Origin of the sequence: Rhodococcus shunpengi (genome assembly GCF_048381395.1) — a bacterium.
In the GTDB taxonomy this organism is placed as follows: Bacteria; Actinomycetota; Actinomycetes; order Mycobacteriales; family Mycobacteriaceae; genus Rhodococcus.
In genome coordinates this window covers 119,735-145,802 of sequence record NZ_JBLWIU010000031.1, presented here as the reverse complement: position 1 = coordinate 145,802, position 26,068 = coordinate 119,735, and the positions used below count along the sequence as shown (strand labels likewise).

General features: G+C 67.5%; 24 protein-coding genes. 7 read left to right on the top strand and 17 right to left on the bottom strand.

The annotated features are described in order from the left end of the window. Positions 1-221: 221 nt before the first annotated feature. The 9 genes from ACNJ7K_RS18245 to ACNJ7K_RS18205 all read right to left on the bottom strand — a co-directional run bounded on the left by ACNJ7K_RS18245 (position 222) and on the right by ACNJ7K_RS18205 (position 10,472). The gene (locus ACNJ7K_RS18245; RefSeq protein WP_159416884.1) at positions 222-1,682 is read right to left on the bottom strand and encodes a catalase; all 1,461 of its coding nucleotides are present in this window, start codon (positions 1,680-1,682) and stop codon (positions 222-224) included. Between the two features lie 94 nt (positions 1,683-1,776). Then, the gene (locus ACNJ7K_RS18240) at positions 1,777-2,211 is read right to left on the bottom strand and encodes a Fur family transcriptional regulator (protein ID WP_024102806.1); all 435 of its coding nucleotides are present in this window, start codon (positions 2,209-2,211) and stop codon (positions 1,777-1,779) included. 59 nt (positions 2,212-2,270) lie between these two features. Then, a complete protein-coding gene (locus tag ACNJ7K_RS18235) occupies positions 2,271-2,903 on the bottom strand; it encodes an acetoacetate decarboxylase family protein (protein ID WP_230792516.1) in 633 nt (210 codons plus the stop codon). Further along, positions 2,896-4,608 (bottom strand): FAD-dependent oxidoreductase, encoded by a 1,713-nt coding sequence (locus ACNJ7K_RS18230; protein ID WP_230792514.1) that lies wholly within the window; start codon positions 4,606-4,608, stop codon positions 2,896-2,898. The genes ACNJ7K_RS18235 and ACNJ7K_RS18230 overlap by 8 nt, the downstream gene beginning before the upstream one ends. Then, entirely contained in the window at positions 4,605-6,110 is a 1,506-nt protein-coding gene (locus ACNJ7K_RS18225; protein WP_159416887.1) for a flavin-containing monooxygenase, read from the bottom strand. Before ACNJ7K_RS18225 ends, ACNJ7K_RS18230 begins: the two co-directional genes overlap by 4 nt. After that, positions 6,107-6,685, bottom strand: a complete 579-nt coding sequence (locus tag ACNJ7K_RS18220; RefSeq protein WP_159416888.1) for a TetR/AcrR family transcriptional regulator — start codon at positions 6,683-6,685, stop codon at positions 6,107-6,109. The genes ACNJ7K_RS18225 and ACNJ7K_RS18220 overlap by 4 nt, the downstream gene beginning before the upstream one ends. A 140-nt stretch (positions 6,686-6,825) precedes the next feature. Beyond that, the gene (locus ACNJ7K_RS18215) at positions 6,826-7,857 is read right to left on the bottom strand and encodes an aspartate-semialdehyde dehydrogenase (protein ID WP_159416889.1); all 1,032 of its coding nucleotides are present in this window, start codon (positions 7,855-7,857) and stop codon (positions 6,826-6,828) included. A gap of 2 nt (positions 7,858-7,859) precedes the next feature. Beyond that, positions 7,860-9,125 (bottom strand): aspartate kinase, encoded by a 1,266-nt coding sequence (locus tag ACNJ7K_RS18210; protein WP_120281204.1) that lies wholly within the window; start codon positions 9,123-9,125, stop codon positions 7,860-7,862. Between the two features lie 78 nt (positions 9,126-9,203). After that, complete coding sequence (locus ACNJ7K_RS18205; protein ID WP_159416890.1) at positions 9,204-10,472, bottom strand: glycoside hydrolase family 183 protein; 1,269 nt, start codon at positions 10,470-10,472, stop codon at positions 9,204-9,206. Between the two features lie 345 nt (positions 10,473-10,817). On the opposite strand from ACNJ7K_RS18205, the gene leuA reads away from it, so the two are divergent. Then, on the top strand, positions 10,818-12,629 hold the full coding sequence (gene leuA / locus ACNJ7K_RS18200) for a 2-isopropylmalate synthase (RefSeq protein ID WP_120281202.1): 1,812 nt from the start codon (positions 10,818-10,820) through the stop codon (positions 12,627-12,629). A gap of 233 nt (positions 12,630-12,862) precedes the next feature. Continuing rightward, complete coding sequence (locus ACNJ7K_RS18195; RefSeq protein WP_159416891.1) at positions 12,863-13,237, top strand: SHOCT domain-containing protein; 375 nt, start codon at positions 12,863-12,865, stop codon at positions 13,235-13,237. 22 nt (positions 13,238-13,259) lie between these two features. On the opposite strand, the gene ACNJ7K_RS18190 is transcribed toward ACNJ7K_RS18195, so the two are convergent. After that, the gene (locus ACNJ7K_RS18190; protein WP_060653877.1) at positions 13,260-14,156 is read right to left on the bottom strand and encodes a LysR family transcriptional regulator; all 897 of its coding nucleotides are present in this window, start codon (positions 14,154-14,156) and stop codon (positions 13,260-13,262) included. A 72-nt stretch (positions 14,157-14,228) separates the two neighbouring features. Here ACNJ7K_RS18190 and ACNJ7K_RS18185 point away from each other — a divergent pair, with 72 nt between their 5' ends. Genes ACNJ7K_RS18185 through ACNJ7K_RS18175 form a run of 3 tightly spaced genes read left to right on the top strand, consistent with a single transcriptional unit; the run spans position 14,229 to position 17,117 of the window. Then, on the top strand, positions 14,229-15,266 hold the full coding sequence (locus ACNJ7K_RS18185; protein ID WP_159416893.1) for an EamA family transporter: 1,038 nt from the start codon (positions 14,229-14,231) through the stop codon (positions 15,264-15,266). Then, entirely contained in the window at positions 15,161-16,414 is a 1,254-nt protein-coding gene (locus ACNJ7K_RS18180) for a Mur ligase family protein (RefSeq protein ID WP_159416894.1), read from the top strand. Before ACNJ7K_RS18185 ends, ACNJ7K_RS18180 begins: the two co-directional genes overlap by 106 nt. After that, positions 16,407-17,117 (top strand): type 1 glutamine amidotransferase, encoded by a 711-nt coding sequence (locus ACNJ7K_RS18175; protein WP_159416895.1) that lies wholly within the window; start codon positions 16,407-16,409, stop codon positions 17,115-17,117. The genes ACNJ7K_RS18180 and ACNJ7K_RS18175 overlap by 8 nt, the downstream gene beginning before the upstream one ends. Positions 17,118-17,121: 4 nt before the next feature. Here ACNJ7K_RS18175 and ACNJ7K_RS18170 read toward each other — a convergent pair whose 3' ends face one another. The 3 genes from ACNJ7K_RS18170 to ACNJ7K_RS18160 all read right to left on the bottom strand — a co-directional run bounded on the left by ACNJ7K_RS18170 (position 17,122) and on the right by ACNJ7K_RS18160 (position 19,315). Beyond that, positions 17,122-17,964, bottom strand: coding sequence for an alpha/beta fold hydrolase (locus tag ACNJ7K_RS18170; protein WP_159416896.1), 843 nt, complete (start codon positions 17,962-17,964; stop codon positions 17,122-17,124). 224 nt (positions 17,965-18,188) lie between these two features. After that, the gene (locus tag ACNJ7K_RS18165; protein WP_120281195.1) at positions 18,189-18,659 is read right to left on the bottom strand and encodes a rhodanese-like domain-containing protein; all 471 of its coding nucleotides are present in this window, start codon (positions 18,657-18,659) and stop codon (positions 18,189-18,191) included. Beyond that, positions 18,656-19,315 carry a TetR/AcrR family transcriptional regulator gene (locus ACNJ7K_RS18160; RefSeq protein ID WP_060653889.1) on the bottom strand — a complete coding sequence of 220 codons (660 nt, stop codon included), beginning with the start codon at positions 19,313-19,315 and terminating at the stop codon, positions 18,656-18,658. The genes ACNJ7K_RS18165 and ACNJ7K_RS18160 overlap by 4 nt, the downstream gene beginning before the upstream one ends. Before the next feature lie 233 nt (positions 19,316-19,548). Here ACNJ7K_RS18160 and ACNJ7K_RS18155 point away from each other — a divergent pair, with 233 nt between their 5' ends. Both ACNJ7K_RS18155 and ACNJ7K_RS18150 read left to right on the top strand, forming a co-directional pair. After that, entirely contained in the window at positions 19,549-20,484 is a 936-nt protein-coding gene (locus tag ACNJ7K_RS18155; RefSeq protein WP_159416897.1) for a metal-dependent hydrolase, read from the top strand. Continuing rightward, complete coding sequence (locus ACNJ7K_RS18150; RefSeq protein WP_159416898.1) at positions 20,484-21,632, top strand: DUF7802 domain-containing protein; 1,149 nt, start codon at positions 20,484-20,486, stop codon at positions 21,630-21,632. The genes ACNJ7K_RS18155 and ACNJ7K_RS18150 overlap by 1 nt, the downstream gene beginning before the upstream one ends. 48 nt (positions 21,633-21,680) lie before the next feature. Here ACNJ7K_RS18150 and ACNJ7K_RS18145 read toward each other — a convergent pair whose 3' ends face one another. From ACNJ7K_RS18145 to ACNJ7K_RS18130, 4 genes are all read right to left on the bottom strand, one after another. Beyond that, positions 21,681-22,229 (bottom strand): hypothetical protein, encoded by a 549-nt coding sequence (locus ACNJ7K_RS18145; RefSeq protein ID WP_159416899.1) that lies wholly within the window; start codon positions 22,227-22,229, stop codon positions 21,681-21,683. Between the two features lie 146 nt (positions 22,230-22,375). Beyond that, positions 22,376-23,974, bottom strand: a complete 1,599-nt coding sequence (gene fadD5, locus ACNJ7K_RS18140; protein WP_159416900.1) for a fatty-acid--CoA ligase FadD5 — start codon at positions 23,972-23,974, stop codon at positions 22,376-22,378. 309 nt (positions 23,975-24,283) lie between these two features. Then, on the bottom strand, positions 24,284-25,063 hold the full coding sequence (locus tag ACNJ7K_RS18135) for an enoyl-CoA hydratase (protein ID WP_159416901.1): 780 nt from the start codon (positions 25,061-25,063) through the stop codon (positions 24,284-24,286). Then, a complete protein-coding gene (locus tag ACNJ7K_RS18130; protein ID WP_120281189.1) occupies positions 25,060-26,049 on the bottom strand; it encodes an NAD(P)H-dependent flavin oxidoreductase in 990 nt (329 codons plus the stop codon). Before ACNJ7K_RS18130 ends, ACNJ7K_RS18135 begins: the two co-directional genes overlap by 4 nt. Between the last annotated feature and the right edge of the window lie 19 nt (positions 26,050-26,068).

Below are 26,068 nucleotides of genomic sequence, written 5' to 3'. Positions count from 1 at the left end.
GAACAGCCGATATGTTCGGCAGGCGCCGGCAGGGCCGCCCACCGTAAGAGGTGGACGGCCCTGCCGTCTGTGCCGAATTCCTCGTTTGCGAGGAAGATGGAGTTGTTGCCGTCGGATGGAGGGAGAGCGACATGGACACCACGCTGATCGTGCTGGCGCTGGCAGCCCTGATCTACTGGTGGGGACTGCTCTGATCCCGCCCCATCTCCCCCGGTGACGGGTCAGGCTCCGGCGCGCACGCCCGCCTCGACCCGCTTGCCGAGCTCCTCGTCGACATTGCGCCAGTACTCGAAGATCCGCTCGTAGAGCGCCTCCGAGGTACCGCCGAGGACGTGTCCGACGATGTTGTTCACGAGGCGTTCGCGTGCCGCGTCGTCCATCACGTCGCGGACGAGGGTGCCCGCCTGACCGAAGTCGTCGTCCTCGGGATGCTGCACGTATCCCGCACGCACGGCCTCGGTTCCGAAGTTCCACAGACCTTCGTCACCGGCCCGCTCGGGATCGGCGTGCGGACCGCCGAAGCTGTTCGGTGCGTAGACCGGGGTCTGCGGATCGTTGAAGGTGTAGGCCATGTTGCCCTCCTTGCTGTAGGAGTCGACACGGGCGGCCTTCGCGGAGTTCACCGGCAGCTGGGCGTGGTTGACGCCGATGCGGTAGCGGTGGGCGTCGGCGTAGGAGAACACGCGGCCGAGCAGCATCTTGTCGGGCGAGAAACCGATGCCCGGCACGACGTTCGACGGGGCGAACGCGGCCTGCTCGATCTCCGCGAAGAAGTTGCGCGGGTTGCGGTTCAGCGTCATGGTGCCGACCTTGATCAACGGGTAGTCCTTCTGCGACCACACCTTGGTCAGGTCGAACGGGTTGAACCGGTAATTCTCCGCCTCCGCGACCGGCATGATCTGCACGTGGAGCGTCCAGCTCGGGAACTCGCCGCGCTCGATCGCCTTGTAGAGGTCGGCGCGGTGGTAGTCGGGATCCGAGCCGGCGAGGCGGTCGGCCTCGTCCTGGGTGAGGAACTCGATGCCCTGGTCGGTCTTGAAATGGTACTTCACCCAGAAGCGCTCACCGTCGGCGTTGATCCACTGGTAGGTGTGCGAACCGAAGCCGTCCATGTGGCGCCACGTGCGCGGCAGGCCACGGTCACCCATCAGCCAGGTGACCTGGTGTGCCGTCTCGGGGCGCAGGGTCCAGAAGTCCCACTGCATGGTGTGGTCGCGCAGGCCGGAGCCGGGCAGACGCTTCTGCGAGTGGATGAAGTCGGGGAACTTGATCGGGTCCTTGATGAAGAAGATCGGCGTGTTGTTGCCGACGAGGTCGTAGTTCCCGTCCTCGGTGTAGAACTTCAGGGCGAAACCGCGCGGGTCGCGCCAGGTGTCGGGGCTGCCCTGCTCACCGGCGACCGTCGAGAAGCGTGCCAGCATCTCGGTTTTCGCGCCCGGCTGGAACAGCTTCGCCTTCGTGTAGGCGGAGACGTCCTCGGTGACGACGAGCTCACCGAACGCGCCGGCGCCCTTGGCGTGCACGACACGCTCGGGCACCCGCTCGCGGTTGAAGTGTGCGAGCTTCTCGACCAGGTAGTGGTCGTGGAGCAGGATCGGTCCCTGGGTACCCGCGGTCAGCGACTCGTTGTCGCTGGCGACGGGGATACCGACATTGTTCGTGGTGTAACGGGCATTCGTCATGATGACCTCCGAATACGTGTGTTCCGGGTCTCGGGACACGAAGCCGGTGGTTCGGCCCGCGGAGGGGCCGGACCACCGGTGAAGCGAGTGGGCGCTAGTCGGCGCGACAATCGGGGCACAGGCCCCAGAAGGTGACCTCTGCTTCGTCGATGACGAAGCCGTGGTCGTCGGACGGCGTCAGGCAGGGTGCGGCCCCGACGACGCAATCGATGTCGACGACCGTGCCGCATGCGCGGCACACGAGGTGGTGGTGGTTGTCGCCGATGCGGGTTTCGTACCGCGCGGGTGATCCGGCCGGTTCGATCCGGCGGAGCAACCCGTTCCCCACGCATGCCTTGAGTACGTCGTACACGGCCTGCGTCGACACCGAGCCGAGTTCGTCGCGCACGTGGGCGGCGATTCCATCCGCATCGGAATGCGGATGCTCGGCAACGGTTCTCAGTACGGCAACGCGGGGAGCGGTCACCCGCAGACCCACGGAGCGCAGTTGCTCCTTGGGGTCGAAGTGATGCTCGTGTCCTTGTTGCATGACACCAAGTATGCCCCTTTTCTGGAATAAGTCAAGAAAAGGATCGGTGCGGCGCTGACCTACATGCGCGACACGACTCGCGACGCGCCCGTGGACATCCGCCCGGAGGTGATGACGATGCCGTGGTGGGTGCCCGGGCGCAGCCAGTGGCTCAGCGTCGGTCCCTCCGCCGCGACGGTCACCCGCGCGTAGCGGAACTTCCCCCGCAACCGGGCGGTGGCACGTTCGACGGCGCCACCGGGGATCGGCTGGGCGAAGGTAAGCCCACCCGCGATCGGCAGTTCCGGACCCTTCGGCGCGGCCGAGGTGGCCACGTTCCATCGGGCGCCGGTCGCGGAGAAGTCACCGAGGACGTCGCCGTCGAACTTCGCGAGCACCTTCGGCAGCTTCCAGTGCTCGCGACCACCGTGCACCGACGGCTCGGAGTCGACGGCGATGAACGGCACCGCCATCGCCGGGATCAGGCCGCGACGCAGCACCGGGCTGGCCAGCACCTCGCGGTACGGCCCGACCGGCGAGTCGAGATAGTCGACCATCATCGCGAGCGTGATGGGCAGGGTCGCGCCGGTCGGCCCGTACTGGGCGGCATCCGGGGTACTGCGATGCCACCACAGGGTGGCCCGCACGGCGGCCGGCCAGGGTGGTGGCGGCGAGACCGGATAGTCGGTGCGTTCGTCCTCGCTCTCAGGCACTGTCCAGAGCACGGGCGCTCTCCTTCCGAACGGGGGTGATGGGCAGTCGCAGCGCCGCCGGAGCCTCGACGGGCACGGCCGGTCGCACGGGCTGCACGGGCTGCACGGGTTCGTAGGCCGACCCCAGCGGGGGCCGGTTGTCCTTCTCCCCCTTGTTCGGCCACAGCGCCAGCGCACGTTCGGCCTGCGCGGTGATCGTGAGGGACGGGTTCACGCCGAGGTTGGCGCTCACCGCGGAGCCGTCGACGACGTGCAGACCCTCGTGTCCGTAGACCCGCAGGTACGGGTCGACGGTGCCGGTACGCGGCGAATCGCCGATCGCGCATCCGCCGAGGAAGTGCGCGGTCATCGGGATGTTGAACAGATCGGCGATCGAACCGCCGGCGTCACCGTCGATCTTGTCGGCGACGCGGCGAACCGCCTCGTGGCCCACCGGGATCCACTCGGGCGGCGGGGTGCCCGGTCCCTGCTTGCTGGTCAGGCCGCGGCCGATCGGCGTGCGCCGGGTCGCGAGCTCGAGCGAATTGTCGTCGGTCTGCATCACGAGAGCGATGACCGTGCGCTCCGACCAGTTCCGCACCGACAGGGAGCGGAGGAAGGCAGCGGGATTCTTCGCGGCGACACCGAAGAACTTCAGCAGTCGCGGCATCCGCGTGCCACCGTCGACGAGCAGCGCCTGCAGCAGGCCGATCAGGTTGCTGCCCTTGCCGTACCGCACCGGTTCGATGTGGGTGTGGTCGTCGGGGTGGAAGGACGACGTGATGGCCACACCCTGCGTGTAGTCGACGACGCGGTCCTGCGCGGTCGCGGCGAGCACCGCCTCGGAGTTGGTGCGCACCACGGTGCCGAGAGCCGGCGACAGGTTCGGCAGGTCGCCGGTTTCGCGGCTCGCGAGCAGCAGGCGCGCCGTGCCGTAGGTACCGGCCGCGATCACCACCTGGTCGGCCGTGAAGATCTTGCGGCGCTTCCTGATGCCGTCGGTGCTGCGGGTGTGGACCTCGTACCCGCCGCCGGCACGGGGCACCACACGGGTCACCGTCGTGAGGGCGTGGATGTGCGCGCCGGCCTTCTCCGCGAGGTAGAGGTAGTTCTTGACGAGCGTGTTCTTCGCTCCCACACGGCAACCCGTCATGCAGCTGCCGCACTCGGTGCAGCCGGTGCGGTCGGGGCCGGCTCCGCCGAAGAACGGGTCGGGCACCGTCTTACCGGGTTCGTCGAAGAACACACCGACCGGGGTGGTCGTGTAGGTGTGGCCGACACCCATCTCGTCGGCGACCTGACGCATCACCTCGTCCGCGGGCGTGGTGCTGGGATTGGGACGGACGCCGAGCATCCGTGCCGCCTGGTCGTAGTACGGGGTCAGTTCCGCTTCCCAGTCGGTGATGTGACCCCACTGCGGGTCGCGGAAGAAGGGCGTCGGCGGCTTGTACAGGGTGTTGGCGTAGTTCAGCGACCCGCCACCCACACCCGCTCCGGCCATGACGAGCACGTTGGGCAGCAGGTGCATGCGCTGCACCCCGTAGCACCCCAGCTGCGGAGCCCACAGGTACTTGCGCAGCCGCCAGCTCGTCTCGGGCAGCTCGTCGTCCTCGAAGCGCCGCCCGGCCTCGAGAACTCCTACCTTGTATCCCTTCTCCGTGGCGCGCAGTGCTGCCACGCTGCCGCCGAATCCGGATCCGATGACGAGGACGTCGTAATGGGTCATGCGCTCGCTCCTGCCGTCGCGCGGTACTCGGTGTAGCTCTCCGGGTCGAACTGCTTGGTCCTCGCCCGGTACTGCCACGTGAAGGTCGGCCACATCACGGAGTTGCGGCCCTTCTCGTCGATGTACCAGCTGCTGCAACCACCCTGGTTCCAGACCGTGTTGTTCAACGCCGGGTCGAGATCGGCGGTGTAGCGGCGCACCGCGTCGTCGCGCACCTCCACGGCCGAGATTCCGCGACGCTCCATCGTGCGCAGCGCGTCGGAGATGTAGTTGGCCTGCGATTCGAGCATGTACACGATCGAGCTGTGGCCGAGATTGGTGTTGGGGCCGTACATGAGGAACAGGTTGGGGAAGCCGGGCACGGTGATACCGAGATAGGCCGAGGGGCTGCCGTCCCACGTCTCGGCGAGGGTGCGGCCGTCGCCACCGCGGATATGATGCGCGACCGGCGGTTCCGTCGGCGTGAAACCGGTACCGAAGATGATGGTGTCGACCGGATACTCGGTGCCCTTGTCGTCGACGACACCGTTCTCGGTGACCGCCGCCAGACCGGAGGACACCACGTCCACCTTCGGGCGGGTGATGGCCGGGAACCAGTCGTTGGACAACAGGATCCGCTTGCAGGTGATCGCGAAATCGGGGGTCAGGCGCTTGCGCAGTTCGGGATCGCGCACGCTCTTGCGCAGCACCCGGCGAGCCCGGACCTCGAACAGCGGCAAGAAGTACTTGCGGGCGAAGGACTTCGTCATGCCGACGACGTAGATCTCCTTCTGTCCGTACACGAATCCGCGCATGAGCTTCTGGGCCACGGGGAAGCGCCGGTAGAGCGTGCGGACCGACCGCGCGATGACGTGGTCGTGCTTGGGCATCACCCAGGAGGCGGTGCGCTGGAACAGCGTGAGATGTTCGACGCGGTCGACGATCGCCGGCACGAACTGGATGGCAGACGCTCCGGTACCGATGACGGCGACACGCTCACCCGTGAGGTCATGGTCGTGATCCCATTCGGCCGAGTGGAACTTCTTGCCGCGGAACAACTCCAGGCCGGGAACCTTCGGGTATGTGGGTGTGGAGAGGGCGCCGGTCGCGGCGACGAGCACGTCGGCGGTCAGGTCGCCGCGGGAGGTGGAGATCCGCCACACGGCACGCTCGGCGTCCCACTGGGCCTCGCGCAGTTCGCATCCGAACATCGTCCGGTCGGTCACGCCCTGCTCACGTGCCACACGGCGAAGGTACGCGTAGATCTCCTCCTGGGTGCCGTGCGCTCGCGACCAATCGGGTTCTGGCGCGAAGGAGAACGAGTACAGCGCGCTCGGAACATCGCATGCGGCACCGGGATAGGTGTTCACGCGCCAGGTTCCGCCGACGTCGTCACCGCGCTCGAGGACGAGGACGTCGGCGTCGGGGTTCTCGCGCAACAGTGTTGCAGTCATACCGATGCCGCCGAAGCCCGCGCCGACGACGAGCGTGTGCACGTGATCGGGAAGCAGTGCGAGACTCATTTCATCACCAGCGCCTTCCAGACCGGGAGCAGGCGCTCCCGGAATTCTCGATCGGATTCGGGGGTACGCATCAGGGCCGAGACGGCGAAGCCCCGGGCGATTTCGATGCTGAGGTCGATGTGCTCGGGCGAGACCCTGTCGCCCATGATCTCCAGGCAACCCGTGCGGAGCGCGTCCGACACCTTGCGTTCGAGCGGGATCATCGCCTCGTGCAGGGACGAATCGGTCCGCGCCGCGACCCACAGTTCGAGCGCTGCGGCGAAGAGCGGGCCGGAGAAGGCGTCCATGAGCGCTTCGAAGCCGTGCTCCGGGTCGGGTCGTGTCTCGAGGATCTCCTGCAGCCGCTTGTCGACGAGGTGCTCGACCGCCGCGACGACGAGGCTCTCCTTCGTCGGGAAGTGGTGGAGTTGGGCACCTCGCGAGACTCCGGCACGTTTGGCGATGCCCTGCGTGCTGGTTCCCGAATAGCCGTGCTCGACGAGCGAGTCGACCGCGGCGTCGAGCAGCTTGGCTCGCGTCGCGGCTGTGCGTTGCGCCTGGGTGCGACCACCGTTCGGCGCAGTGTCCTGGATCACGCTTCGCAGCGTAACGGGAAAACAACAAACAGTCCAGACTGCTTGTAAATATTTCGGGCCTACCGGATCAGGCCCGAAACGCGACGGAGCGGGTGGACCCGAAGAGGTCCACCCGCTCCGCCGAGCAGGTCCGAAGAGCCTTAGACGAGCAGCTCCGCGATCTGGATGGTGTTGAGAGCAGCGCCCTTGCGCAGGTTGTCGCCCGAGACGAAGAGCGCGAGACCGCGACCCTCCGGAGCACCCGGATCCTGGCGGATGCGGCCCACGAGCGAGACGTCGTCGCCTGCTGCGGCGAGCGGGGTCGGCACGTCGACGAGGCGGACGCCCGGAGCGTTCGCGAGCAGCTCCTGCGCACGCTCGACCGACAGCGGCCGCTCGAACTCGGCGTTGATCGACAGCGAGTGGCCGGTCACGACGGGAACGCGCACGCACGTGCCCGACACGAGCAGGTCCGGCAGGCCGAGGATCTTGCGCGACTCGTTGCGCAGCTTCTGGTCCTCGTCGGTCTCACCCGTTCCGTCGTCGACGATCGAGCCGGCGAGCGGCACGACGTTGAACGCGATGGGCGCGACGTACTTGTTCGGGGCCGGGAAGTCGACGGCGTCGCCCGCGTGGACGAGCTTGTCGGCCTCGTCGGCGACGGCACGCACCTGGCCGACGAGTTCCTCGACGCCCGCCAGGCCGCTACCGGAGACCGCCTGGTAGCTCGACACGATCAGGCGCTGGAGCCCTGCCTCGTCGTGCAGCGCCTTGAGCACCGGCATCGCGGCCATCGTGGTGCAGTTCGGGTTGGCGATGATGCCCTTCGGCGGGTTCTTCACCTGCTCCGGATTGACCTCGCTCACGACGAGCGGGACCTCGGGATCCTTGCGCCACGCCGACGAGTTGTCGACGACGATCGCCCCGGCGGCCGCGAAGCGCGGAGCCTGCTCCTTGGAGAGAGTGCCACCGGCCGAGAACAGCGCGATGTCGATGCCCTTCAGATCCTCGTCGGAGGTCGCCGCGACGTCCTCGACCACGATCTCCTCACCGCGGAACGGCAGCTTCTTACCGGCCGAGCGGGCCGACGCGAAGAACCGAACCGTGTCGGCCGGGAAGTTGCGCTCCTCGAGGAGGGTGCGCATGACGATACCGACCTGCCCCGTGGCGCCTACGACTGCAATGGTGGTCACGATTACCGCCCCGTTCCTGCGTGCACGACGGCCTCTTCGTCGCCGCCGAGCTCGAATGCCGCGTGCAGAGCGCGCACGGCGTCGTCGAGTTCGTTGTCATCCACGAGCACGGAGATGCGGATCTCCGACGTCGAGATCAGGTCGATGTTGATGCCGGCGTCGGCGAGGGCCTCGCAGAACTTGGCCGTGACGCCGGGGTGGCTCTTCATGCCGGCACCGACGAGGGAGACCTTGCCGATGTGGTCGTCGAAGAGGACCTGAGTGAAGCCGATGTCGCCCTGCTGCTTGGTGAGGAGTTCGACCGCGCGCGGGCCGTCGCTCTTCGGGCAGGTGAAGGTGATGTCGGTCTTGCCGGTCTCGACCTTCGAGATGTTCTGCAGCACCATGTCGATGTTGATCTCGGCGTCGGCGACGGCGCGGAACACCTTGGCGGCGTAACCGGGGGTGTCGGGGATACCGACGACGGTGATCTTCGCTTCGCTGCGATCGTGCGCAACGCCGGTGATCAGGGCCTCTTCCACAGGGATGTCCTCCATCGATCCGGACACGATGGTGCCGGGCTTGGTGGTGTACGACGAACGAACGTGCACGGGCACGTTGTAGCGGCGGGCGTACTCCACGCACCGCAGCATGAGAACCTTCGCGCCGCACGCGGCGAGCTCGAGCATCTCCTCGAAGGAGACCTTCTCGAGGCGCTGCGCGTCCTTGACGATGCGCGGGTCCGCGGAGAACACGCCGTCGACGTCGGTGTAGATCTCGCAGACGTCCGCGTTCAGCGCGGCGGCGAGTGCGACGGCGGTCGTGTCCGAACCGCCACGACCGAGAGTCGTGATGTCCTTGCTGTCCTGGCTCACACCCTGGAAGCCGGCGACCAGCACGATGCTGCCCTCGTCGAGGGCGGTGCGCACGCGGCCGGGGGTGACGTCGATGATCTTCGCCTTGCCGTGGCTGCCCGTGGTGATCACGCCGGCCTGGGAACCGGTGAACGACCGGGCCTCGGCGCCGAGCGAGTGGATCGCCATCGCGACGAGGGAGTTGGAGATGCGCTCACCGGAGGTGAGGAGCATGTCCATCTCGCGGGCCGGCGGGGCCGGACACACCTGCTGTGCGAGATCGAGGAGTTCGTCGGTCGTGTCTCCCATGGCCGAGACGACGACCACGACGTCGTTGCCCGCCTTCTTGGTCTCGACGATCCTTTCAGCGACGCGCCGGATCCGCTCGGCCGTCGAGACCGAGGATCCTCCGTACTTCTGGACGACGAGTGCCACGCTGGCCAACCTCCGGGTTTCGGGAACAAGTCCAGTGGCCCAGCTTACCGACCGCGGCTTCCATCGACCCGGGGCGTCTCAGGAAAGTGTCGTGCGCAACAGCATGACGTTGTAGTCGCCCCACCGTGAGGCGGTGAAGTAGAGGTCCGTATCCGTGGACCACGGGTGGATGAACGGAGCGTAGAGACCACCGATCTGACGGTGGGTGACCAGCACGCGGGCCTCGCTCCACGGCCCCTCGGGTCTCACGGACGTCCTCATCTCGATCGTGCCGTTCGCCTCGTTGCCGTAGAGCATGACGAACTCGCCGCCCAGGAACTGCACCGACATCTCCCCGACGGCGGGTGGCACGACCGGGGTGGCCGCGGCGGCGTCGCCGGGCACCCAGCCGTCGCCGCTCCAGTACTCGTAGGCGGCCAGATCCAGCAGAGCGGTCTCGGGAACGCGCGAGACGAAGGCCGCGCCGAACCGGCCCTGCGGTGTGCCGAAGTCGTAGACGTATCCCTCGTGGCGGATGTAGGCGTGCTGCTGGAAGTTCTCGTTCCCGGTGGACAACTGCTGCACCGTGGGCACGTCGAGCGGCAGGTTGATCCGCGCCGTCGCCGGGTCGAGCTGCCAGGTCTCCCCGTTGTCGGTCGAGGTCGCGATCATCGACGCGTTGGTCCACCACTCGCCGTGGTCGCCCCACGACCGCACCGACATGAAGTTGACGTATTGAACGCCGTCGACGGCGATGCCGGCCGTGGGGATCACGGTGATCTCGACGCCGTCGAGTGCGAGGCTGCCCACGAGTTCGCGGGAGATGTCGGGCGCGGAGGGCAGGACGGGGGAACCCGCACGTGGGTCGCCGGGCACCGGATCGGGCACGTCGATGCCGTCGGAGAGATCGGCGTCGGTGGTGCGCATGAGGACGTTGTGGCGCCACTGCTGGTCGGGCAGCGAGCAGTCGCCGAAGGTGTCGCCGAAGGCCATGAGGACCTGACGGTCCTCGCCCTGCGCACCGTTGTCCCACATGATGCCGAGGTCGGTTCCCGAGATGGAGAACCTGTCGTAGGTCCTGTTGGGGCTGCGCGGGCCGGTCACCCAGGCGACGGTGCTGGTGGGGCCCGGGCCGAGTGCCGGTAGCGGTCCCTGCGGGCCTTCGGGTGCGAGTCCTCCACTCCCCGATCCGCTGCTTCCGAGCCGCGGTCCTGATGATCCCGTGCCGAAGGATCCGGAGCCCGAACCCGAGCCGGGGAGTCCCGAGTCGCAGGGTTCGCCGTGCGCGGCGGGGGCGGAGACCGCCATGAGTCCGAGTGCGAGCAGTGCACTGCACGATCCGGCAATCGCCGTGCGCAACGATCCCATCGATACGCCCTTCACCCATCGTGTTACCGGAGATACCGGTGTTACTGATGTTGCGGGAGTTACGTTCGGTAACGCTAGGGGCGCAAGTACCGCTCTGTCAGGCGCGTTCGTATCGATCGGGTCACGACATCACCGCTGCCCGGTCACACGGAACGCATGCGTGTGGGAGGTGCCACTTGGTCGAGGTGGGGTATGGCGCGATACACTGCAGGGCATGCAGCGCGTGCTTCTCCTCGGCCGCCGCGGCGGGATCTGACCAGACCGGCTTCCCGTCGCGGGGTTTCGACGCGCCGGTCGATATTCGATCTGGGCCCACAGGTCCCCTTTTCTCTTTGGAGTTACGTCATGTCACCCGCCGACGCTTTCACCTCCGGCTCGCGCACCATCACCCCGCCGAGCAAGCCGGCCCCGGCCGACCAGCCGTCGTGGAACAAGCAGAAGAACTCGTCGATGCCGACCTATCGGTACCGGCCGTTCGCCGAGGAAGTCGAGTCGATCTCGCTGCCCGACCGCACCTGGCCCGACAAGATCATCGATCGCGCCCCGGCGTGGTGCGCCGTGGACCTGCGCGACGGCAACCAGGCGCTGATCGACCCGATGAGCCCCGCCCGTAAGCGGCGCATGTTCGATCTGCTCGTACGCATGGGTTACAAGGAGATCGAGGTCGGTTTCCCGTCCGCGAGCCAGACCGATTTCGATTTCGTCCGCGAGATCATCGAGGACGGCGCGATTCCCGACGATGTCACCATCCAGGTGCTGACGCAGTCCCGCCCCGAGCTGATCAAGCGCACCTTCGAGGCGTGCGCCGGGGCGCAGAACGTGATCGTGCACTTCTACAACTCGACGTCGATCCTGCAGCGTCGCGTGGTGTTCCGCGCCGACAAGGAGACCGTCAAGAAGATCGCGACCGACGCCGCCGAGCTGGTGCTCGAAGAGGCGAAGAACCACCCCGACACCAACTGGCGCTGGGAGTACTCCCCCGAGTCGTACACCGGAACCGAGCTGTCGTACGCCAAGGATGTCTGCGACGCGGTCGTCGAGACCCTGGGCGCGACCCCCGAGAACCCGGTGATCATCAACCTGCCGGCCACGGTCGAGATGGCCACCCCCAACGTCTACGCCGACTCGATCGAGTGGATGCACCGCAATCTGGCGAAGCGCGACTCGATCATCCTGTCGCTGCACCCGCACAACGACCGCGGCACGGGCGTCGCCGCTGCCGAGCTGGGCTACCAGGCCGGTGCCGACCGCATCGAGGGCTGCCTGTTCGGCAACGGTGAGCGCACCGGCAACGTCTGCCTGGTGACCCTGGGCATGAACATGTTCAGCCGTGGTGTCGACCCGCAGATCGACTTCTCGAACATCGACGAGATCCGCCGCACGGTCGAGTACTGCAACCAGCTGCCCGTCCACGAGCGCCATCCTTACGGTGGCGACCTGGTCTACACCGCCTTCTCCGGCAGCCACCAGGACGCGATCAACAAGGGCATCGACGCGATGAAGGTCGACGCGGAGGCCGCCGGTGTCGACGTCGACGACCACACCTGGGCCGTGCCCTACCTGCCGATCGACCCGAAGGACGTCGGCCGCACCTACGAGGCCGTGATCCGCGTGAACTCGCAATCCGGCAAGGGCGGCATCGCGTACATCATGAAGCACGACCACGGCCTGAACCTGCCGCGTCGCCTGCAGATCGAGTTCTCGCAGGCCGTGCAGAAGGTCACCGACGGTGAGGGTGGCGAGGTCAGCCCCAAGGAGATGTGGGACATCTTCCACGAGGAGTACCTGGCCCCGGTCTCGCCGCTCGAGCGTATCCGGCAGAAGGTCACCGCGGCCGAGACCGACGACGGTGAGGACACCATCTCCGCCGTGCTGAAGGTCGACGGCGTGGAGAAGGAGATCTCCGGCAGCGGCAACGGCCCGCTGGCGGCCTTCGTCGACGCCCTCGAGTCGCTGGGTTACCAGGTGGCCGTCCGCGGTTACGCCGAGCACGCCATGTCCGCCGGCGACGACGCCAACGCCGCGGCCTACGTCGAGGCCGACGTCACGCGTCCCGACGGCACGACCGTCCTGGTGTGGGGCGTGGGCATCGCCCCGTCGATCACCACGGCGTCGCTGCGCGCGATGGTCTCCGCGGTGAACCGCTCGCACCGCTGATCCGTCTCCGAACCGGATGCGGTGGGCCCATCAGGGTCCACCGCATTCGTCGTTTTCGGGAATTTTCACCCCGACAATTCATCTCGCAAATACCGTTTCGGGCAATTACCGCACTCTCCGGAAAGATACAGTTCCGAATGTTCGACGAGAACGAACCCGTTCACGGGTGATATCCGTCGAATTCCGCAATTCTCGTCCCGCAGAGTCGTTCTGCTCGAACCCGGAGTGTGCGTATGGAATTCATGGACATCATCTGGTACATCGTCGTCTGCTTCGCATTCATCGCGTACCTGATCATGCTGTGGATGATCATCGGCGATCTGTTCCGCAACCGCGAACAGTCCGGCTGGGTCAAAGCGATCTGGATCGTCTTCCTGTTCGTCTTCCCGTGGCTGACGGGCCTGATCTATCTGATCGTCCACGGCACCGGAATGGCCGAGCGGTCCGCGAAGGAGGCCGCGCAGTACAAGGCCGTGCAGGACGACTACATCCGCTCGGTCGCCGGCAAGTCGCCCGCCGAGCACATCGCCGACGCGAAGAAGCTGCTCGACGAGGGTGTCATCGACCAGACCGAGTTCGACGCACTGAAGGCCAAGGCACTCGCCTGATCCCGCGCGATGACCCGTTCGTTCACATCGACAGCTTCCGTGCCGCCGCGGCCCGGAAGCTGTCGAGCACTGCACCCACGGCGGGCCGGCGCGCCGCCCCCGGGCGGGTGACGAGCTCGTAGATCCGCGCCGCACGCACACCGGCCAGCGGCAGACGCACCAATGCCGGATGCAGAACCGAATACCGCGGCAACAGGGCCACCCCGTGCCCCGCCGCGACAAGTTCCTCGATGACACGGAAGTCGTTGATGCGGTGCACAACCCGCGCTCGGATGCCCGTCACCGCCGCGACGGAGAGCAACACGTCGTCGACGGGGAAGCCACCCCGCACGCTGATCCAGCCCTCCCCCACCAGTTCGTCGACCTGCACGCGGTCCTGCGCCGCGAGCCGGTGCCCGGGAGGGAGGACGACATCGATCGGTTCGCGCATGAGCGTCTCGACGTGGACACGTGGGCCGGACAGCGGCGCCGAACGCTCGTCGCGGTGGGTGAGCACCACGTCGTAGTCGGCGAGCAGGGCGGGTGCGGCCGAGGCCGGGACGTCCTCGTCGCTCACGTCCAACTCGACGCCGATCGCCCCGGCCGCCTCGAGCACGGCCGGCAGCAGGAGCGCCGCTCCGGAGGGGAACGACGCCACGCGCACCCGTCCGCGGGGCGACCGCGCATAGGCGGTCATCTCGTCGGCGGCCCGATCGAGGGCGTCGAGCACCTCGTCGGCGCGCACCACGAGCGCACGACCCGCATCGGTGAACCGCAGACGCCGGCCGTCGGGTTCGAGCAGGGGCACTCCCGCCTCCCGGGCGAGCACCTTGAGCTGCTGTGAGACGGCCGACGGTGTCATCGACAACGCTGCGGCGGTCGCGGCCACGGTTCCGCGGTCGGCGAGTTCGCGCAGTATCCGCAATCGCACGACATCCATGTAGTAAAGCTACACATTTTCTTCAGAAACATTCGCTTGTCCTGATTGTTTCCTGAGCAAAGAATTGACGGCATGTCGTTCCGGGACCGTCTGCTCGCACTCACCGTCGTGGTGCTCTGGGGATGCAACTTCCTCGCGATCAGACTGGGTCTCGACCACTTCCCGCCGTTCTTCTTCGCCGGCCTGCGCTTCGCGATCATCGCCGTCCCGGTCCTGCTGTTCGTCCCGCGACCCGCCGTTCCCCTGCGTTGGCTCCTGCTCTACGGCGCCGGGTTCGGCTTCGCCCAGTTCGCCTTCCTGTTCTGGGCGATGGAGGCCGGTCTACCCACGGGCCTCGCGTCCCTTGTACTGCAGTCGTCCGCGCCCTTCACCGTCCTGCTCGCCGCACTGTTCCTGCGCGAACGGCTCGACGGAATCCGCCTCGCCGGTCTCGTCGTCGCCGTGTCCGGCATGGTGATCGTCGCCGTGGGGCAAGGCGCCGCGGACGCGAGCCTGCTCCCCATGACCCTCGCGTTGCTGGCCGGTCTGTCGTGGGCGGTCGGCAACATCGCGACCCGCAAGGCGGGCGCCTCCGACCCCATGCGCCTGATGCTGTGGATGTGCGTCGTGCCCGTGCTCCCCTTCTTCGGGATCTCCTGGTTCGTCGAGGGCCCGCAGGCCTGGTCCACCCTCGGCAGCGCCGTCACCACCGTGGACGGAGGCCTGGCGCTGGCCGGACTCACCTACGTCGTCCTGGCGGGCACGATCGCCGGCACCGGCATCTACGCCTCGCTGCTGTCGCGCTATCCCGCCGGGACCGTCGCTCCGCTCTCCCTCATGGTGCCGGTCGTCGGGTTCACCGTCGCGTGGATCACGCTCGGCGAGCGCCCGGCACCGTCCTCCCTGATCGGCGGTGTGATCGTCATCGTCGGAGCCCTCGCCGCCCAGGGCGGACACCGCAGTGTGACGAGCAGGACGCTCCTCCGGCGACACAACGCTCCCACGCCTGTGGAACACTCGCCGACGTGGGAACCAGCACAGGAATCACCGCACGTGGACGGCTCGCACTGCGCGCAGCCCGAGCCGCCGCGTGGGCGTCCCAGAAGGCCGGACGCGGTAAGGGCTCGATGATCGGAGGGCTCGTCGCCCTGAAGATCGACCCGGCACTGATGAAGCAGCTCGGCCACGGCCGGCAGACCGTGCTCGTCACCGGGACGAACGGCAAGTCCACGACGACCCGCATGACCGCAGCCGCGCTCGAGACCATCGATGCGGTCGTCACCCAGGCCGACGGCGCGAACATGGACGCCGGGATCGTCGCCGCGCTCGCCACCGACCTCCGGGCGCCGCTCGCCGCGATCGAGGTCGACGAACTCCATACCCCGCATGTCGCCGACGCCCTCGCGCCCCGCGCGATCGTGCTGCTCAACCTCACCCGCGACCAGCTCGACCGGGTCGGCGAGATCAACATGATCGAGCGGAAGCTGCGCGAGGGCCTGAAGCGGCATCCCGACGCGGTGATCGTCGCGAACTGCGACGACGTGCTCGTCACGTCCGCCGCCTACGACAACCCGAACGTCGTGTGGGTCGCCGCCGGCGCCGGTTGGGCCAACGACTCGGTGAGCTGCCCGCGCACGGGCGAGCCCATCGTCCGCGAGGGCGACCACTGGTACAGCACGGGCTCCGACTTCGCGCGGCCGACACCGGACTGGTGGGTCGACGACGAGAGCCTGTACGGGCCGGACGGCCTCGTCCTCCCGCTGAAGCTGACCCTGCCCGGTCGCGCCAACCGGGGCAACGCCGCCCAGGCGGTCGCGGCCGCCGTTGCCCTCGGCGCCGATCCGGCGAAGGCCGTCGCGGCCGCCTCGGTCGTCGAAGAGGTCGCCGGTCGCTACAAGACCGTGCAGGTCGGGCCGCACTCGGTACACATGCTGCTCGCGAAGAACCCCGCCGGCTGGCAGGAGGCCCTGTCGATGATCGACCCGACCGTCGACGGCCTGGTGATCGCCGTCAACGGTCAGGTGCCCGACGGCGAGGACCTGTCGTGGCTGTGGGACGTGCGCTTCGAACACTTCGAAGGCGTGCAGGTGGTGGCAGCGGGCGAACGCGGCACCGATCTCGCCGTCCGCCTGACCTACGCGGGTGTCGAGCACACCCTGGTACCGGATCCGCTGAAGGCCATCGCCTCGTGCCCTCCCGGTCGTGTGGAGGTGCTCGCCAACTACACCGCGTTCCGCGATCTCAACACTGCCATCGCCAGGAGAGCTGCCCATGTCTGAGTCGACCGTCCGCATCGGACTCGTCCTGCCCGACGTGATGGGCACCTACGGCGACGGCGGCAATGCCCTGGTGCTGCGCCAGCGCCTGCGGATGCGCGGTCACGACGCCGAGATCGTCGAGATCGGACTGAACGATCCCGTCCCCGAGTCTCTCGATCTCTACACCCTCGGTGGCGCCGAGGACGCCGCGCAGCGACTGGCCACACGGCACCTGCAGCGCTATCCGGGATTGCAGCGCGCCGCCGAACGTGGAGCGCCCGTGCTGGCCATCTGCGCCGCGATCCAGGTGCTCGGCCACTGGTACGAGACGTCCTCGGGCGAACGCGTCGACGGTGTGGGCATCCTCGACGCGACCACCTCGCCGCAGCAGACCCGCGCGATCGGCGAGATCGTCATCCGCCCCACGCTGTCCGGCGTCACTCGACCACTGACCGGATTCGAGAACCACCGTGGTGGAACGACTCTCGGATCCGACGCCACCGGGCTCGGCCGCGTCGACCGCGGTGTCGGCAACGGTGTGGGCGACGGGCTCGAAGGTGCCGTGCAGGGTTCGGTGATCGGCACCTATCTGCACGGTCCCGTGCTCGCCCGCAATCCCGAGCTCGCCGATCATCTCCTGATGCGCGCTCTGGGAGTCGACTCGCTGCCGCCGCTGGATCTGCCCGAGGTCGACCTGCTGCGGCAGGAACGGTTGCGCGCCTGAGTGATCAGCCGTGCGCGGCGATGTGTTCGAGGACCAGCCGCGCGAGCTTCTCCGGCTCCTCGTCGGGAATCCAGTGGCTCGTGCCGACGAGCGTTTCCCGTCGGTACGGCCCACTGACGTAGCGGGCGGTCGCGTCGACCCCGGCGGATCCGATCGCAGTGTCCTTGTCGCTCCACACCATGAGTGCGGGCACGGTGATCTTCCCGAAGGACGACTTCGGATTCGACAGGGGCACCGCCCGATACCAGTTGATGCCGGCCCGCACCGCGGCGCGGTCCTTCAACCGCGCGACATCGCGGTCGGTGGCGGCGGACGGCTGGCCGGTGCCGTGCAGCAACTGCCGCGCGACCTTCTCCCTGCTCAGCAGGGTCTCCGGGATCCAGGGCAGCTGGAAGACGAGCATGTACCACGAGCGCAGCAGCTGACCGCTGGTGACGAACGAGCGCATGAACGCCGCCGGATGCGGAACGGACACCGCCGTCATGGTGCGGACGAGATCGGGACGCTGCTCCGCGAGCGCCCACGCGACGGCGGACCCCCAGTCGTGGCCGACGACGTGCGCGCGACCACCGGGCACCGATTCGATGAGCGCCGCGACGTCGTCGACGAGCAGGTCGAGGCTGTAGTCACGGCGGCGGGGTGGTCGGGCACCGGGCGAGTAGCCGCGCTGATCCGGGGCGAAGGTGCGATACCCCGCGGCGTGCAGGTGAGGTGCGACCGCCTCCCAGGATCGGGAGTCCTGCGGGAATCCGTGCAGAAGAACGATGGGTTCGCCGTCGATCGGCCCGTCGTCGCGGATGTCGAACCGGAGTCCGTCCCTCTCGACGGTCGTGATGCGCTCCCCCACCCCGTCCCCTTCTGTAGTCGCGGTGATCGGTACCGACCCGGGATTCGACCGCGAATCCTCCCCTGAACAGGGGTTCGGCCCGGTGATTCGCTTTACGCGTTCTCCGGGCCGGATCTCTGCTTCACGAGCTTCTCTCTGTCGTCCGCGGACGTCTTATAAGCTCGATTCGCACCTTCGATGTTAGCTACGTCACAGTGCGAACGCAAGCCTTTTCCGCGACCCGGTCAGACCGAGGCGAGGGGGAAGCCCAGAGTCGCCCAGTCGTGCAGCCCTCCGCGGTAGTAGGCGAGCGCGGACGCGGGATATCCGGCATCGATCAGCTTCCGGATCGCATCGGGCGACTGAGGGCACTGGGGACCGTTGCAGAAGACGATCGTCGTCCGGGCGGTGTCGAGCTCGCCCTTCCTCTCGACGATGTCGTCGTGCGGGATGTTCACGGCGCCGGGGAGGCTCACTCCGCTCCGGGAATCGGGCACCCGCGTGTCGACGAGCGCAGCGCCCCGGTCGAGCAGTTCGATCACCTCGAGTTCACCGACGGTCGCCACGCCCGCCGCCACCTGCAGTGGCTGCACCTCACCCCAGGTCGTCTCCACCACCATGCGGTCGGCTTCACCCTCCAGCGGGCGGGGAATGTTCTGCGGGTCGCCGTCGCGTGTGCGATCGGCACGCCTGATCTGCTGCTCGTCGCTCGTCACGAACCGGACTCTACGGGAGAACGGTCGCCCTCCGCGGGGTTGTCGGGATCCCACCCGCGCTGGGCGAGGATCGCCGTCCCCATCCATCGCCGCAGGTAGCGGCGCAGATCGTCGTCGGAGCGTGGCGGCGTTCCCGGTGAGACGAAGAACGACTGCATCGTGCGCAGCACGTATTCGACCAATTCCGCGAGGGAGTCGTCGTCGTAGCCGTGTTTCTCCCAGTCGACGTCGAACCGCTTGATCATCGCCATGCCGAACATCCACGCCTCTTCCGACGCGATCTCCTCGGGATGCGGGTTCGAGTAGGTGCTCGACAGCAGGATGCCGAGGTGCGGGGTGCGACGCACCTCCGCGAGCGTGTAGACCACGCCTTCGGTCATGGCCTCGACCGGATCGTCGAGGCCCGCGACCTGCCGGGTCAGTCGTTCCAGGAACCCTTCGACCGATGCGATGGCGGCCGCGCGCATGAGGGCGTCGGCGCTCGGGAAGTAGCGGTAGACCGTCTGGCGGATCACGCCGAGGGACTGGGCCACGTCGGCGATGCTGATCTCCGCGCCGGTCCGGTCGATCAGGTCGACGGCAGCGGCAACGATCCGCTGCGACGCCTCTTCGTCGTCGGCGGGAGGACTCCCGCCCCACCCACGTCTACGTGCCACTTCGCGCTTCCTCGAACCGTCGCCTGGAGAGGGCCCGACGGTAACACGGCCGACCTCGGTGGATGTGGTCCGAAACGGACTCCCGTGAGCGGATGGGACACCTATCATACACATGACGCATTTCGTGTATGGTCACGCCGATCGGGGCCTCCCGGCTCTTCCGAGGTCCTCCCCAACCGTGTCCCAACCAGGTCCACAACCAGCCCGGTGTCGACGAGACGAGGTACCGCCCCATGACGAACCTGCAGGTCCGCAAGATGCGCTTCGCATTCGCGGATTACGACGTGCCGTTCCTGTGGAACGAGGAGAATCCGGCCTTCTCGAGCATGGCCAACGCCGTCTCGTTCCTCGCGATCGGTTTCGAGAAGATGATCGTGAACATGATCCGTGAGATCACCCCGCGCATCACCGATCCCGAGGTCCTCGAAGAGGCCAACGCCTTCATGTACCAGGAGGGGCAGCACTCCACCGCCCACCGGCAACACGTGAAGGGTCTGATCAAGAGCTATCCGGGACTGCAGGAGACGCTCGACGACGTCATCGGCGCCTTCGACAAGCTCACCGCCGAGACCTCCGCCGAGTACCGCCTCGCGTACACCGCCGACCTCGAGGCGACCTTCACCCCCGTCTTCAAGCTCATGCTCGACAACGACTCGGCTCTCTTCCGCCCCGGCGACGACCGGGTCGCGTCGTTGTTCATCTGGCATTTCGTCGAGGAGGTCGAACACCGCAGTTCGGCGCTCATCATCTTCGACGCGGTGGTCGGCAGCGATCTGTACCGCATGCGTCAGGCCCCCTCGGTGTTCAAGCACGTGCTCGACGTCATCGCCATCGCATGCGAGGGATTCAACAAGCATGTGCCGCTGGAGGAACGGAAGATCGACGCGATGTCGATGTTCGCGTCGTACCGCCGCAAGCAGAACCTGCGGCGCCGGTTGCCGTTCCTGCGGTACGAGGACCACGGCCCGATGCCGCGCGCCTTCGACGTCCTGCCGCTCGGCGAACAGCTCGTCGCGCTGGTGGGCATCGTCCGCAGCCAGATGCCCAAGCACAATCCCGACCACGAGAAGCTGCCGGCGCTCGCCGACGTGTGGTTCCGCCGATTCGACGAAGGCTACGACGTCTCGCAGTGGTACACGGCGGAAACCGTGGGCGGGAGGAACAACTGATGTCCGATCTGTGCTCGCCCACCTTCGAGAACCTCTCGACCCGCCTCGGATTCTCGTGCGACGAAGCCGGTGGGATCTTCGAACTGCGCAGTCCGTTCGCGCTGGAGAACTGGACGCTGCCCGTCCTCGAGGCGACCATCGTGCTCGGGGCGGTGCTGATGCTCGTGTACGCGATCGTCCGGCTGCGGCGCACCGGTGACGCCACGAACCTCGTCGTCTGGCTCGGTACGCTCGCGTTCCTGTTCATCATCGAACCGCTGCTGTACTTCCCCGACGCCTTCGGCGTGGAGGACTACCTCGACACGATGTTCGCGCACAACGTGTTCACCGTCGAGTTCATGTGGGGACGTCTGCCGCTGTACATCATCGCCATCTACCCGATGATGGCGACGATCGCGTTCGAAATCGTCCGGATGCTCGGGGTGTTCCGGCAGTACGGCACCGTCGTCGGCGCCGTCTGCGTGGGCTTCGTCCACCACGCCTTCTACGAGATCTTCGATCACCTCGGACCGCAGCTGCGGTGGTGGGAGTGGTCGCTCGACAACCCGATCAACCAGCCCTTCTTCGACTCCGTTCCGCTCCCGAGCGTCGTGGTCTTCGCCGCCCTGTGGCCGATGTCGCTGGCATTCTGCGCGCAGTTCTTCGTCGGCCGGCACATCGACGCGGGGCGCACCTTCGGCGGCCTCGAACTGACCTGGCGCACGATCACCGTCGGACTTCTCGCGTCCGTGGGTGTGGTGATCCTCCCGGCGCCGGCGACCGTGATCGGCATGGGCAGCACGACGGTTCGGGCGACGATCTACGCGGCCGAACTCGTGATCCTGTCGATCGTGGCGATCTACGTGCTCTCGCGCCAGTGGTCCCGGCTGCGGAACACACCCACCGATCGGCTCTATTCGAACGACCTCGTCCGCTGGTACGCCATCGCCTATCTCGCCGTGATGGCCGTGCTGTGGATCAGCGCTCTGCCCGACTGGTTCTCCGCCGTCGACGGGGTCACCGAGGCAGGCGACCCGATCGGCAGCCTGTGGTATACCGTGGCGTGCTTCGTCGTCGCGATCGCCTCTGTCGCTGCGACCTTCACCGTCCCGCGCGAGGCCGATGCGAGTCCGGATGACACGGCATCGAAGACGCTCACCGAGGCCTGACCGCTCCCGGCACGCTCGATGTTCCGCTACGACGGAGCCGGGCCCGCGCTACCGCGCGTCGGCCCCGTCGAGCAACCACCGGTCGTCGACCCGCTTCAACGTGATGACGAAGCGGGTCGCGTCGGTGCGTCCCTCCGGTACGACGACGTTCTTCACGTCCTGATCGAGGAAGACCAGCACCGTCGCGACATCGCCGTCGAAGCTCTCGAGACCGGCATGCTCGGCACGCGCCGCCGACGTGCCCTCCCCGTTCGCGACGAGTTCTCGCAGGTCTCCGGCGACCTCCTCGTACCGGGAGGCGAATTCCTCGGTGGCGTTGGACGTCACGGCGGTGAGGTTGTCGTCGAACGAGCGGTAGTCGTAGGTGCCGAGGGCCACTGCGTACTCGCGGGCCTGCGCGATCGCGTCGTCGCACAGCGCGGCGTCCTGTTCGGCCTGCCACCAACGGAATCCGAAGAAACCGGCGGCCGCGAGCAGCACCACGACGACCGCGGCGGTGACCCACCGGCCCGCGCCGGAACGGGTGATCGCAACAGCATCGCGCGACTCCGCTGCGGATTCGGTGTCGTTCCCGGTGGGGGCATCGGTCGGTGTCATCCGCCCAGTCCTTCCAACAACTTCTTCCAGTAGTTCAACGGTTCTCCCGACGCGGCCTCACCGATCCGCCGCCGAACGACGACGAACGGGGACACGGACCGTAGTGGTCCGGTCCCCGTTCGTTCGTACGAGGAGTGCGCCGGGGATCAGCCCTGGGTAACGGCGGGGAGACCGCCGCGGAGCTCACCCTTGACGACCTTGCCGCTCGCGTTGCGCGGCAGGGCGTCGACGATCACGACCTCCTTGGGGTGCTTGTACCGCGCGAGGTGCTCGTTCAGGTACGGCTGGAGCTCGTCGAGGGTGAGGTCGTCGTTGCCGGGCTTCAGCGCGACGACGGCGACGGGCACCTCGCCCCACTTCGCGTCGGGGCGACCGATGACCGCGGCCTCGAGCACCTTGGGATGCCCGAACAGGACGTTCTCGACCTCGGCGCAGTAGATGTTCTCGCCGCCCGAGATGATCATGTCCTTCTTGCGGTCGACGACGTAGACGAAGCCCTCTTCGTCCACGCGCACGAGGTCGCCGGAGTGGAACCATCCGCCGTAGAACGCTTCGCTGGTGGCGGTGGGGTTGTTCCAGTACTCGCGCATCATGGTGGGACCGCGGTAGACGATCTCGCCGACCTCGCCAGGGGCGACGTCGTTCATCTCGTCGTCGACCACACGCGCCTGGATGGTGGGGATGACCCGGCCCACGGAGCCGAGCTTGCGGATGGCGTCGTCGCCGTCGAGCACACAGGTGATGGGCGACATCTCGGTCTGGCCGAAGACCGCCACGTTGAAGGCGTCGGGGAAGGTCTCCGCCATGGCCCGCAGGATCGTGTCGGAGCTCGGTGCCGCACCCCAGGAGATGTTGCGCAGCTTCAGCTTCCGCGGCTTGGCCTGCTGCGCGGCACACATCGCCTGCCACTGCACCGGCACGAGGAACAGGCTGGTGACGTTCTCGGCCTCGAGCACGTCGAGCAGTTCCTCCGGGTCGAAAGCGCCGACCGGGTGGATGACGGTGGGCGTGCCGAGCATCAGGCTCGGCGCGATCGAGCCGAGGGCCGCGATGTGGAACATCGGCGACGCGCAGAAACCGATGCCCGATTCGTCGAACAGGCGGAAGGCCCGGATGCAGGTGAGCGACTGCGCTTCGAGATTGGAGTGGGTGAGCACGGCGCCCTTGGGCCGGCCCGTCGTGCCCGAGGTGTACATGATGAGCGCGGGCGTGTCGTTCGGGATCTCCACCGGCGGGTGGGGTTCGCCCTCTTCGGCGACGAGTGCCTCGTAGGAGAGCGAGTCGCCTTCCGGCTCGACTCCGACCGTGATGGACAGTTCGATGCCCTCCGCCTGGCCACGCGCGGCGGCGGCGAGCGGGACGAGCGGCCCCTCCGCGACGATCGCCTTCGCGCCGGAATCACCCACGAGGAAGGCGACCTCGGGTGCGGTGAGGCGGAAGTTCACCGGCACGGCGATGGCACCGAGGGCGTTGGCCGCGAGCACGATCTCGACGTACTCCGGACGGTTGAGCATGAGGATGATGACGCGGTCGCCGAAGCCGATGCCGCGACGCGAGAGTGCATCGGCGAGCTTCTCGACACGCGTATTCAACTGCGACCAGGTGATGGTCTCGCCGCGGAATCGGAAGGCCGTGCGATCGGGAATCATCAGGGCGTGGCGCGCCACCTGATTGTTCCAGTTGTTGCTGCGGAAGCGGGTGGCGTCGGAGCCGACCGCTTCGGAAACGACAGAGGGGGGAACCATCGATGATCCTCTCGTGACGGGGCGGGAGTGCGGGCACGGCCTGTGCCGAGCCGTCGATGTGTGAGGCACATTACAGGCCCGGAACGGATTGGGCCAGAGCTTTTGTTAACGGAGATTCCGCGAATACGGACCGACTCGCTCCAGGCGTCGACGCCGAGCGAGAACGGGTGAACGAGGCAGAAAATACTGGTCGAGCGTTGGGTTCACCGGACGGGAGCGGGTGTTCCGACGGCACGTCAGTCCCTGCTCCCGTCCGGGAAGTTCCTTGTCGATCCCCCCGAGAACCATGCCCCGGGAAGGATCGTCCGGTCAGGCGAAGCGGGCGGGACGCTTCTCCAGCATCGCCATGGCACCCTCCGCGAAGTCGGCGGAGCCGAGGAGTTCGACCTGACCGTCCTTCTCCCGCGCGAGCGCCGCGTCGAGTTCGCCGAGCGTCGAGGCGTTGAGGGCCCGCTTCGTCAGTTCCAGGGCACGTCGCGGGCCGGATGCGGTCCGCGAGGCGACGGCGTCGACGTGTGCGGCGAGTTCGGCGTCGGGCAGGGTGCGGGCCACCAACCCGAACCGGTCGGCGTCCTGCGCGGACACCCGCTCACCGAGCAGTGCCATCTCGGCGGCCCGGGCCCGCCCGATCGCGGCCGGAACCAGCAGGCTCGCGCCGCCGTCGGGCATCAGTCCGATGTTGACGAAGGCGAGCAGGAAGTACGCGCTCTCGGCCGCGTAGGTGAGATCGGCCGCGAGGGCGATCGAGACGCCGACGCCCGCGGCGGGACCGTTGACCGCCGCGATGACGGGCACGGGGACGGATGCGATCGTCCGGACCAGTTCGTTGGCGGTGTCCATGACGACACCGGGGTCCTGTGGATCCGCTGCTCCCGCAGCCAGATCCGCACCCGTGCAGAACGCCGATCCCTCACCGGTGACGACGATCGTACGGACGCGTTCGTCGTCGCCGGCCGCCTTCACGGCCTCGCTCAGCGTCTTCATCGTGGTCAGGTCGATCGCGTTCATCCGGCGCGGACGCGTGATGGTCAGTCGCAGGATGCCGTCGGCGAGTTCGGACCGCAGGCCCTCGGTGGTGGTCGAGGTCATGCGCGCACCGCCCGGTCGGCACCGGCGATGTCGTTCAGGCGGCCCGTGATGATGGCCTCCGCTTCGGTGACCATGCGGTCGACCAGTTCACCGACGGTGGGGATGTCGTGGATGAGCCCCTGGCTCTGTCCGGCCGTCCAGATGCCGGCGTCGAGGTCTCCGTCCTCGAAGACCTTGCGGCCGCGCGCTCCGGCGACCAGGTGGGCGATGTCGCCGAATTCGGCTCCGCGCGATTCGATCTCGACGACCTCTTCGCTCACCGCGTTGGTGGCGACACGAGCGGTGTTGCGCAGCGTGCGGAAGATGAGCTTCGTGTCGAGTTCGGTGTTGCGGACGATCTGCTCCTTGACCTCGTGGGCCACGGGCGATTCGACCGTGCACATGAAGCGGGTGCCCATGTTGACGCCGTCGGCGCCGAGCGCGAGTGCCGCCACGAGCCCACGGGAATCGGCGATGCCACCCGAGGCGATGACGGGGATGCCGAGCTTGCTCGTCGCGGCGGGGATGAGGATCAGGCCCGGGACGTCGTCTTCACCCGGGTGCCCGGCGCACTCGAAGCCGTCGATGCTCACAGCGTCCACGCCGATGCGCTCGGCCTTGACCGCGTGCCGCACGCTCGTGCACTTGTGGATCACCTTGATGCCGGCGTCCTTGAAGTGCGGCAGGTGGTCGGCCGGGTTGAAGCCGGCGGTCTCGACGATCTTCACGCCCGAGTCGATGATCGCCTGGCGGTACTCGGCGTACGGCGGCGGATTGATCGACGGCAGGATCGTGAGGTTGACGCCGAACGGCTTGTCGGTGAGTTCGCGCGTCCGTTCGATCTCGCGGACGAGATCCTCCGGGGTGGGCTGGGTCAATGCGGTGATGAAGCCGAGCGCCCCCGCCTCCGCCACGGCGGCCACGAGTTCGGCGCGGCCGACCCACATCATGCCGCCCTGGACGATGGGATGCTCCACCCCGAAAATCTCGGTGAATCGGGTTCTCACGAGTCCTCCTCGGTCCTTC

Excerpts from the sequence above, each read along its gene's own strand:
- ACNJ7K_RS18245 (WP_159416884.1), bottom strand. The coding sequence starts at position 1,682 with ATGACGAATGCCCGTTACACCACGAACAATGTCGGTATCCCCGTCGCC.
- ACNJ7K_RS18240 (WP_024102806.1), bottom strand. The coding sequence starts at position 2,211 with ATGCAACAAGGACACGAGCATCACTTCGACCCCAAGGAGCAACTGCGC.
- ACNJ7K_RS18230 (WP_230792514.1), bottom strand. The coding sequence starts at position 4,608 with ATGACCCATTACGACGTCCTCGTCATCGGATCCGGATTCGGCGGCAGC.
- ACNJ7K_RS18225 (WP_159416887.1), bottom strand. The coding sequence starts at position 6,110 with ATGAGTCTCGCACTGCTTCCCGATCACGTGCACACGCTCGTCGTCGGC.
- ACNJ7K_RS18205 (WP_159416890.1), bottom strand. The coding sequence starts at position 10,472 with ATGGGATCGTTGCGCACGGCGATTGCCGGATCGTGCAGTGCACTGCTC.
- leuA (WP_120281202.1), top strand. The coding sequence starts at position 10,818 with ATGTCACCCGCCGACGCTTTCACCTCCGGCTCGCGCACCATCACCCCG.
- ACNJ7K_RS18195 (WP_159416891.1), top strand. The coding sequence starts at position 12,863 with ATGGAATTCATGGACATCATCTGGTACATCGTCGTCTGCTTCGCATTC.
- ACNJ7K_RS18190 (WP_060653877.1), bottom strand. The coding sequence starts at position 14,156 with ATGGATGTCGTGCGATTGCGGATACTGCGCGAACTCGCCGACCGCGGA.
- ACNJ7K_RS18185 (WP_159416893.1), top strand. The coding sequence starts at position 14,229 with ATGTCGTTCCGGGACCGTCTGCTCGCACTCACCGTCGTGGTGCTCTGG.
- ACNJ7K_RS18175 (WP_159416895.1), top strand. The coding sequence starts at position 16,407 with ATGTCTGAGTCGACCGTCCGCATCGGACTCGTCCTGCCCGACGTGATG.
- ACNJ7K_RS18155 (WP_159416897.1), top strand. The coding sequence starts at position 19,549 with ATGACGAACCTGCAGGTCCGCAAGATGCGCTTCGCATTCGCGGATTAC.
- ACNJ7K_RS18150 (WP_159416898.1), top strand. The coding sequence starts at position 20,484 with ATGTCCGATCTGTGCTCGCCCACCTTCGAGAACCTCTCGACCCGCCTC.
- ACNJ7K_RS18145 (WP_159416899.1), bottom strand. The coding sequence starts at position 22,229 with ATGACACCGACCGATGCCCCCACCGGGAACGACACCGAATCCGCAGCG.
- fadD5 (WP_159416900.1), bottom strand. The coding sequence starts at position 23,974 with ATGGTTCCCCCCTCTGTCGTTTCCGAAGCGGTCGGCTCCGACGCCACC.
- ACNJ7K_RS18135 (WP_159416901.1), bottom strand. The coding sequence starts at position 25,063 with ATGACCTCGACCACCACCGAGGGCCTGCGGTCCGAACTCGCCGACGGC.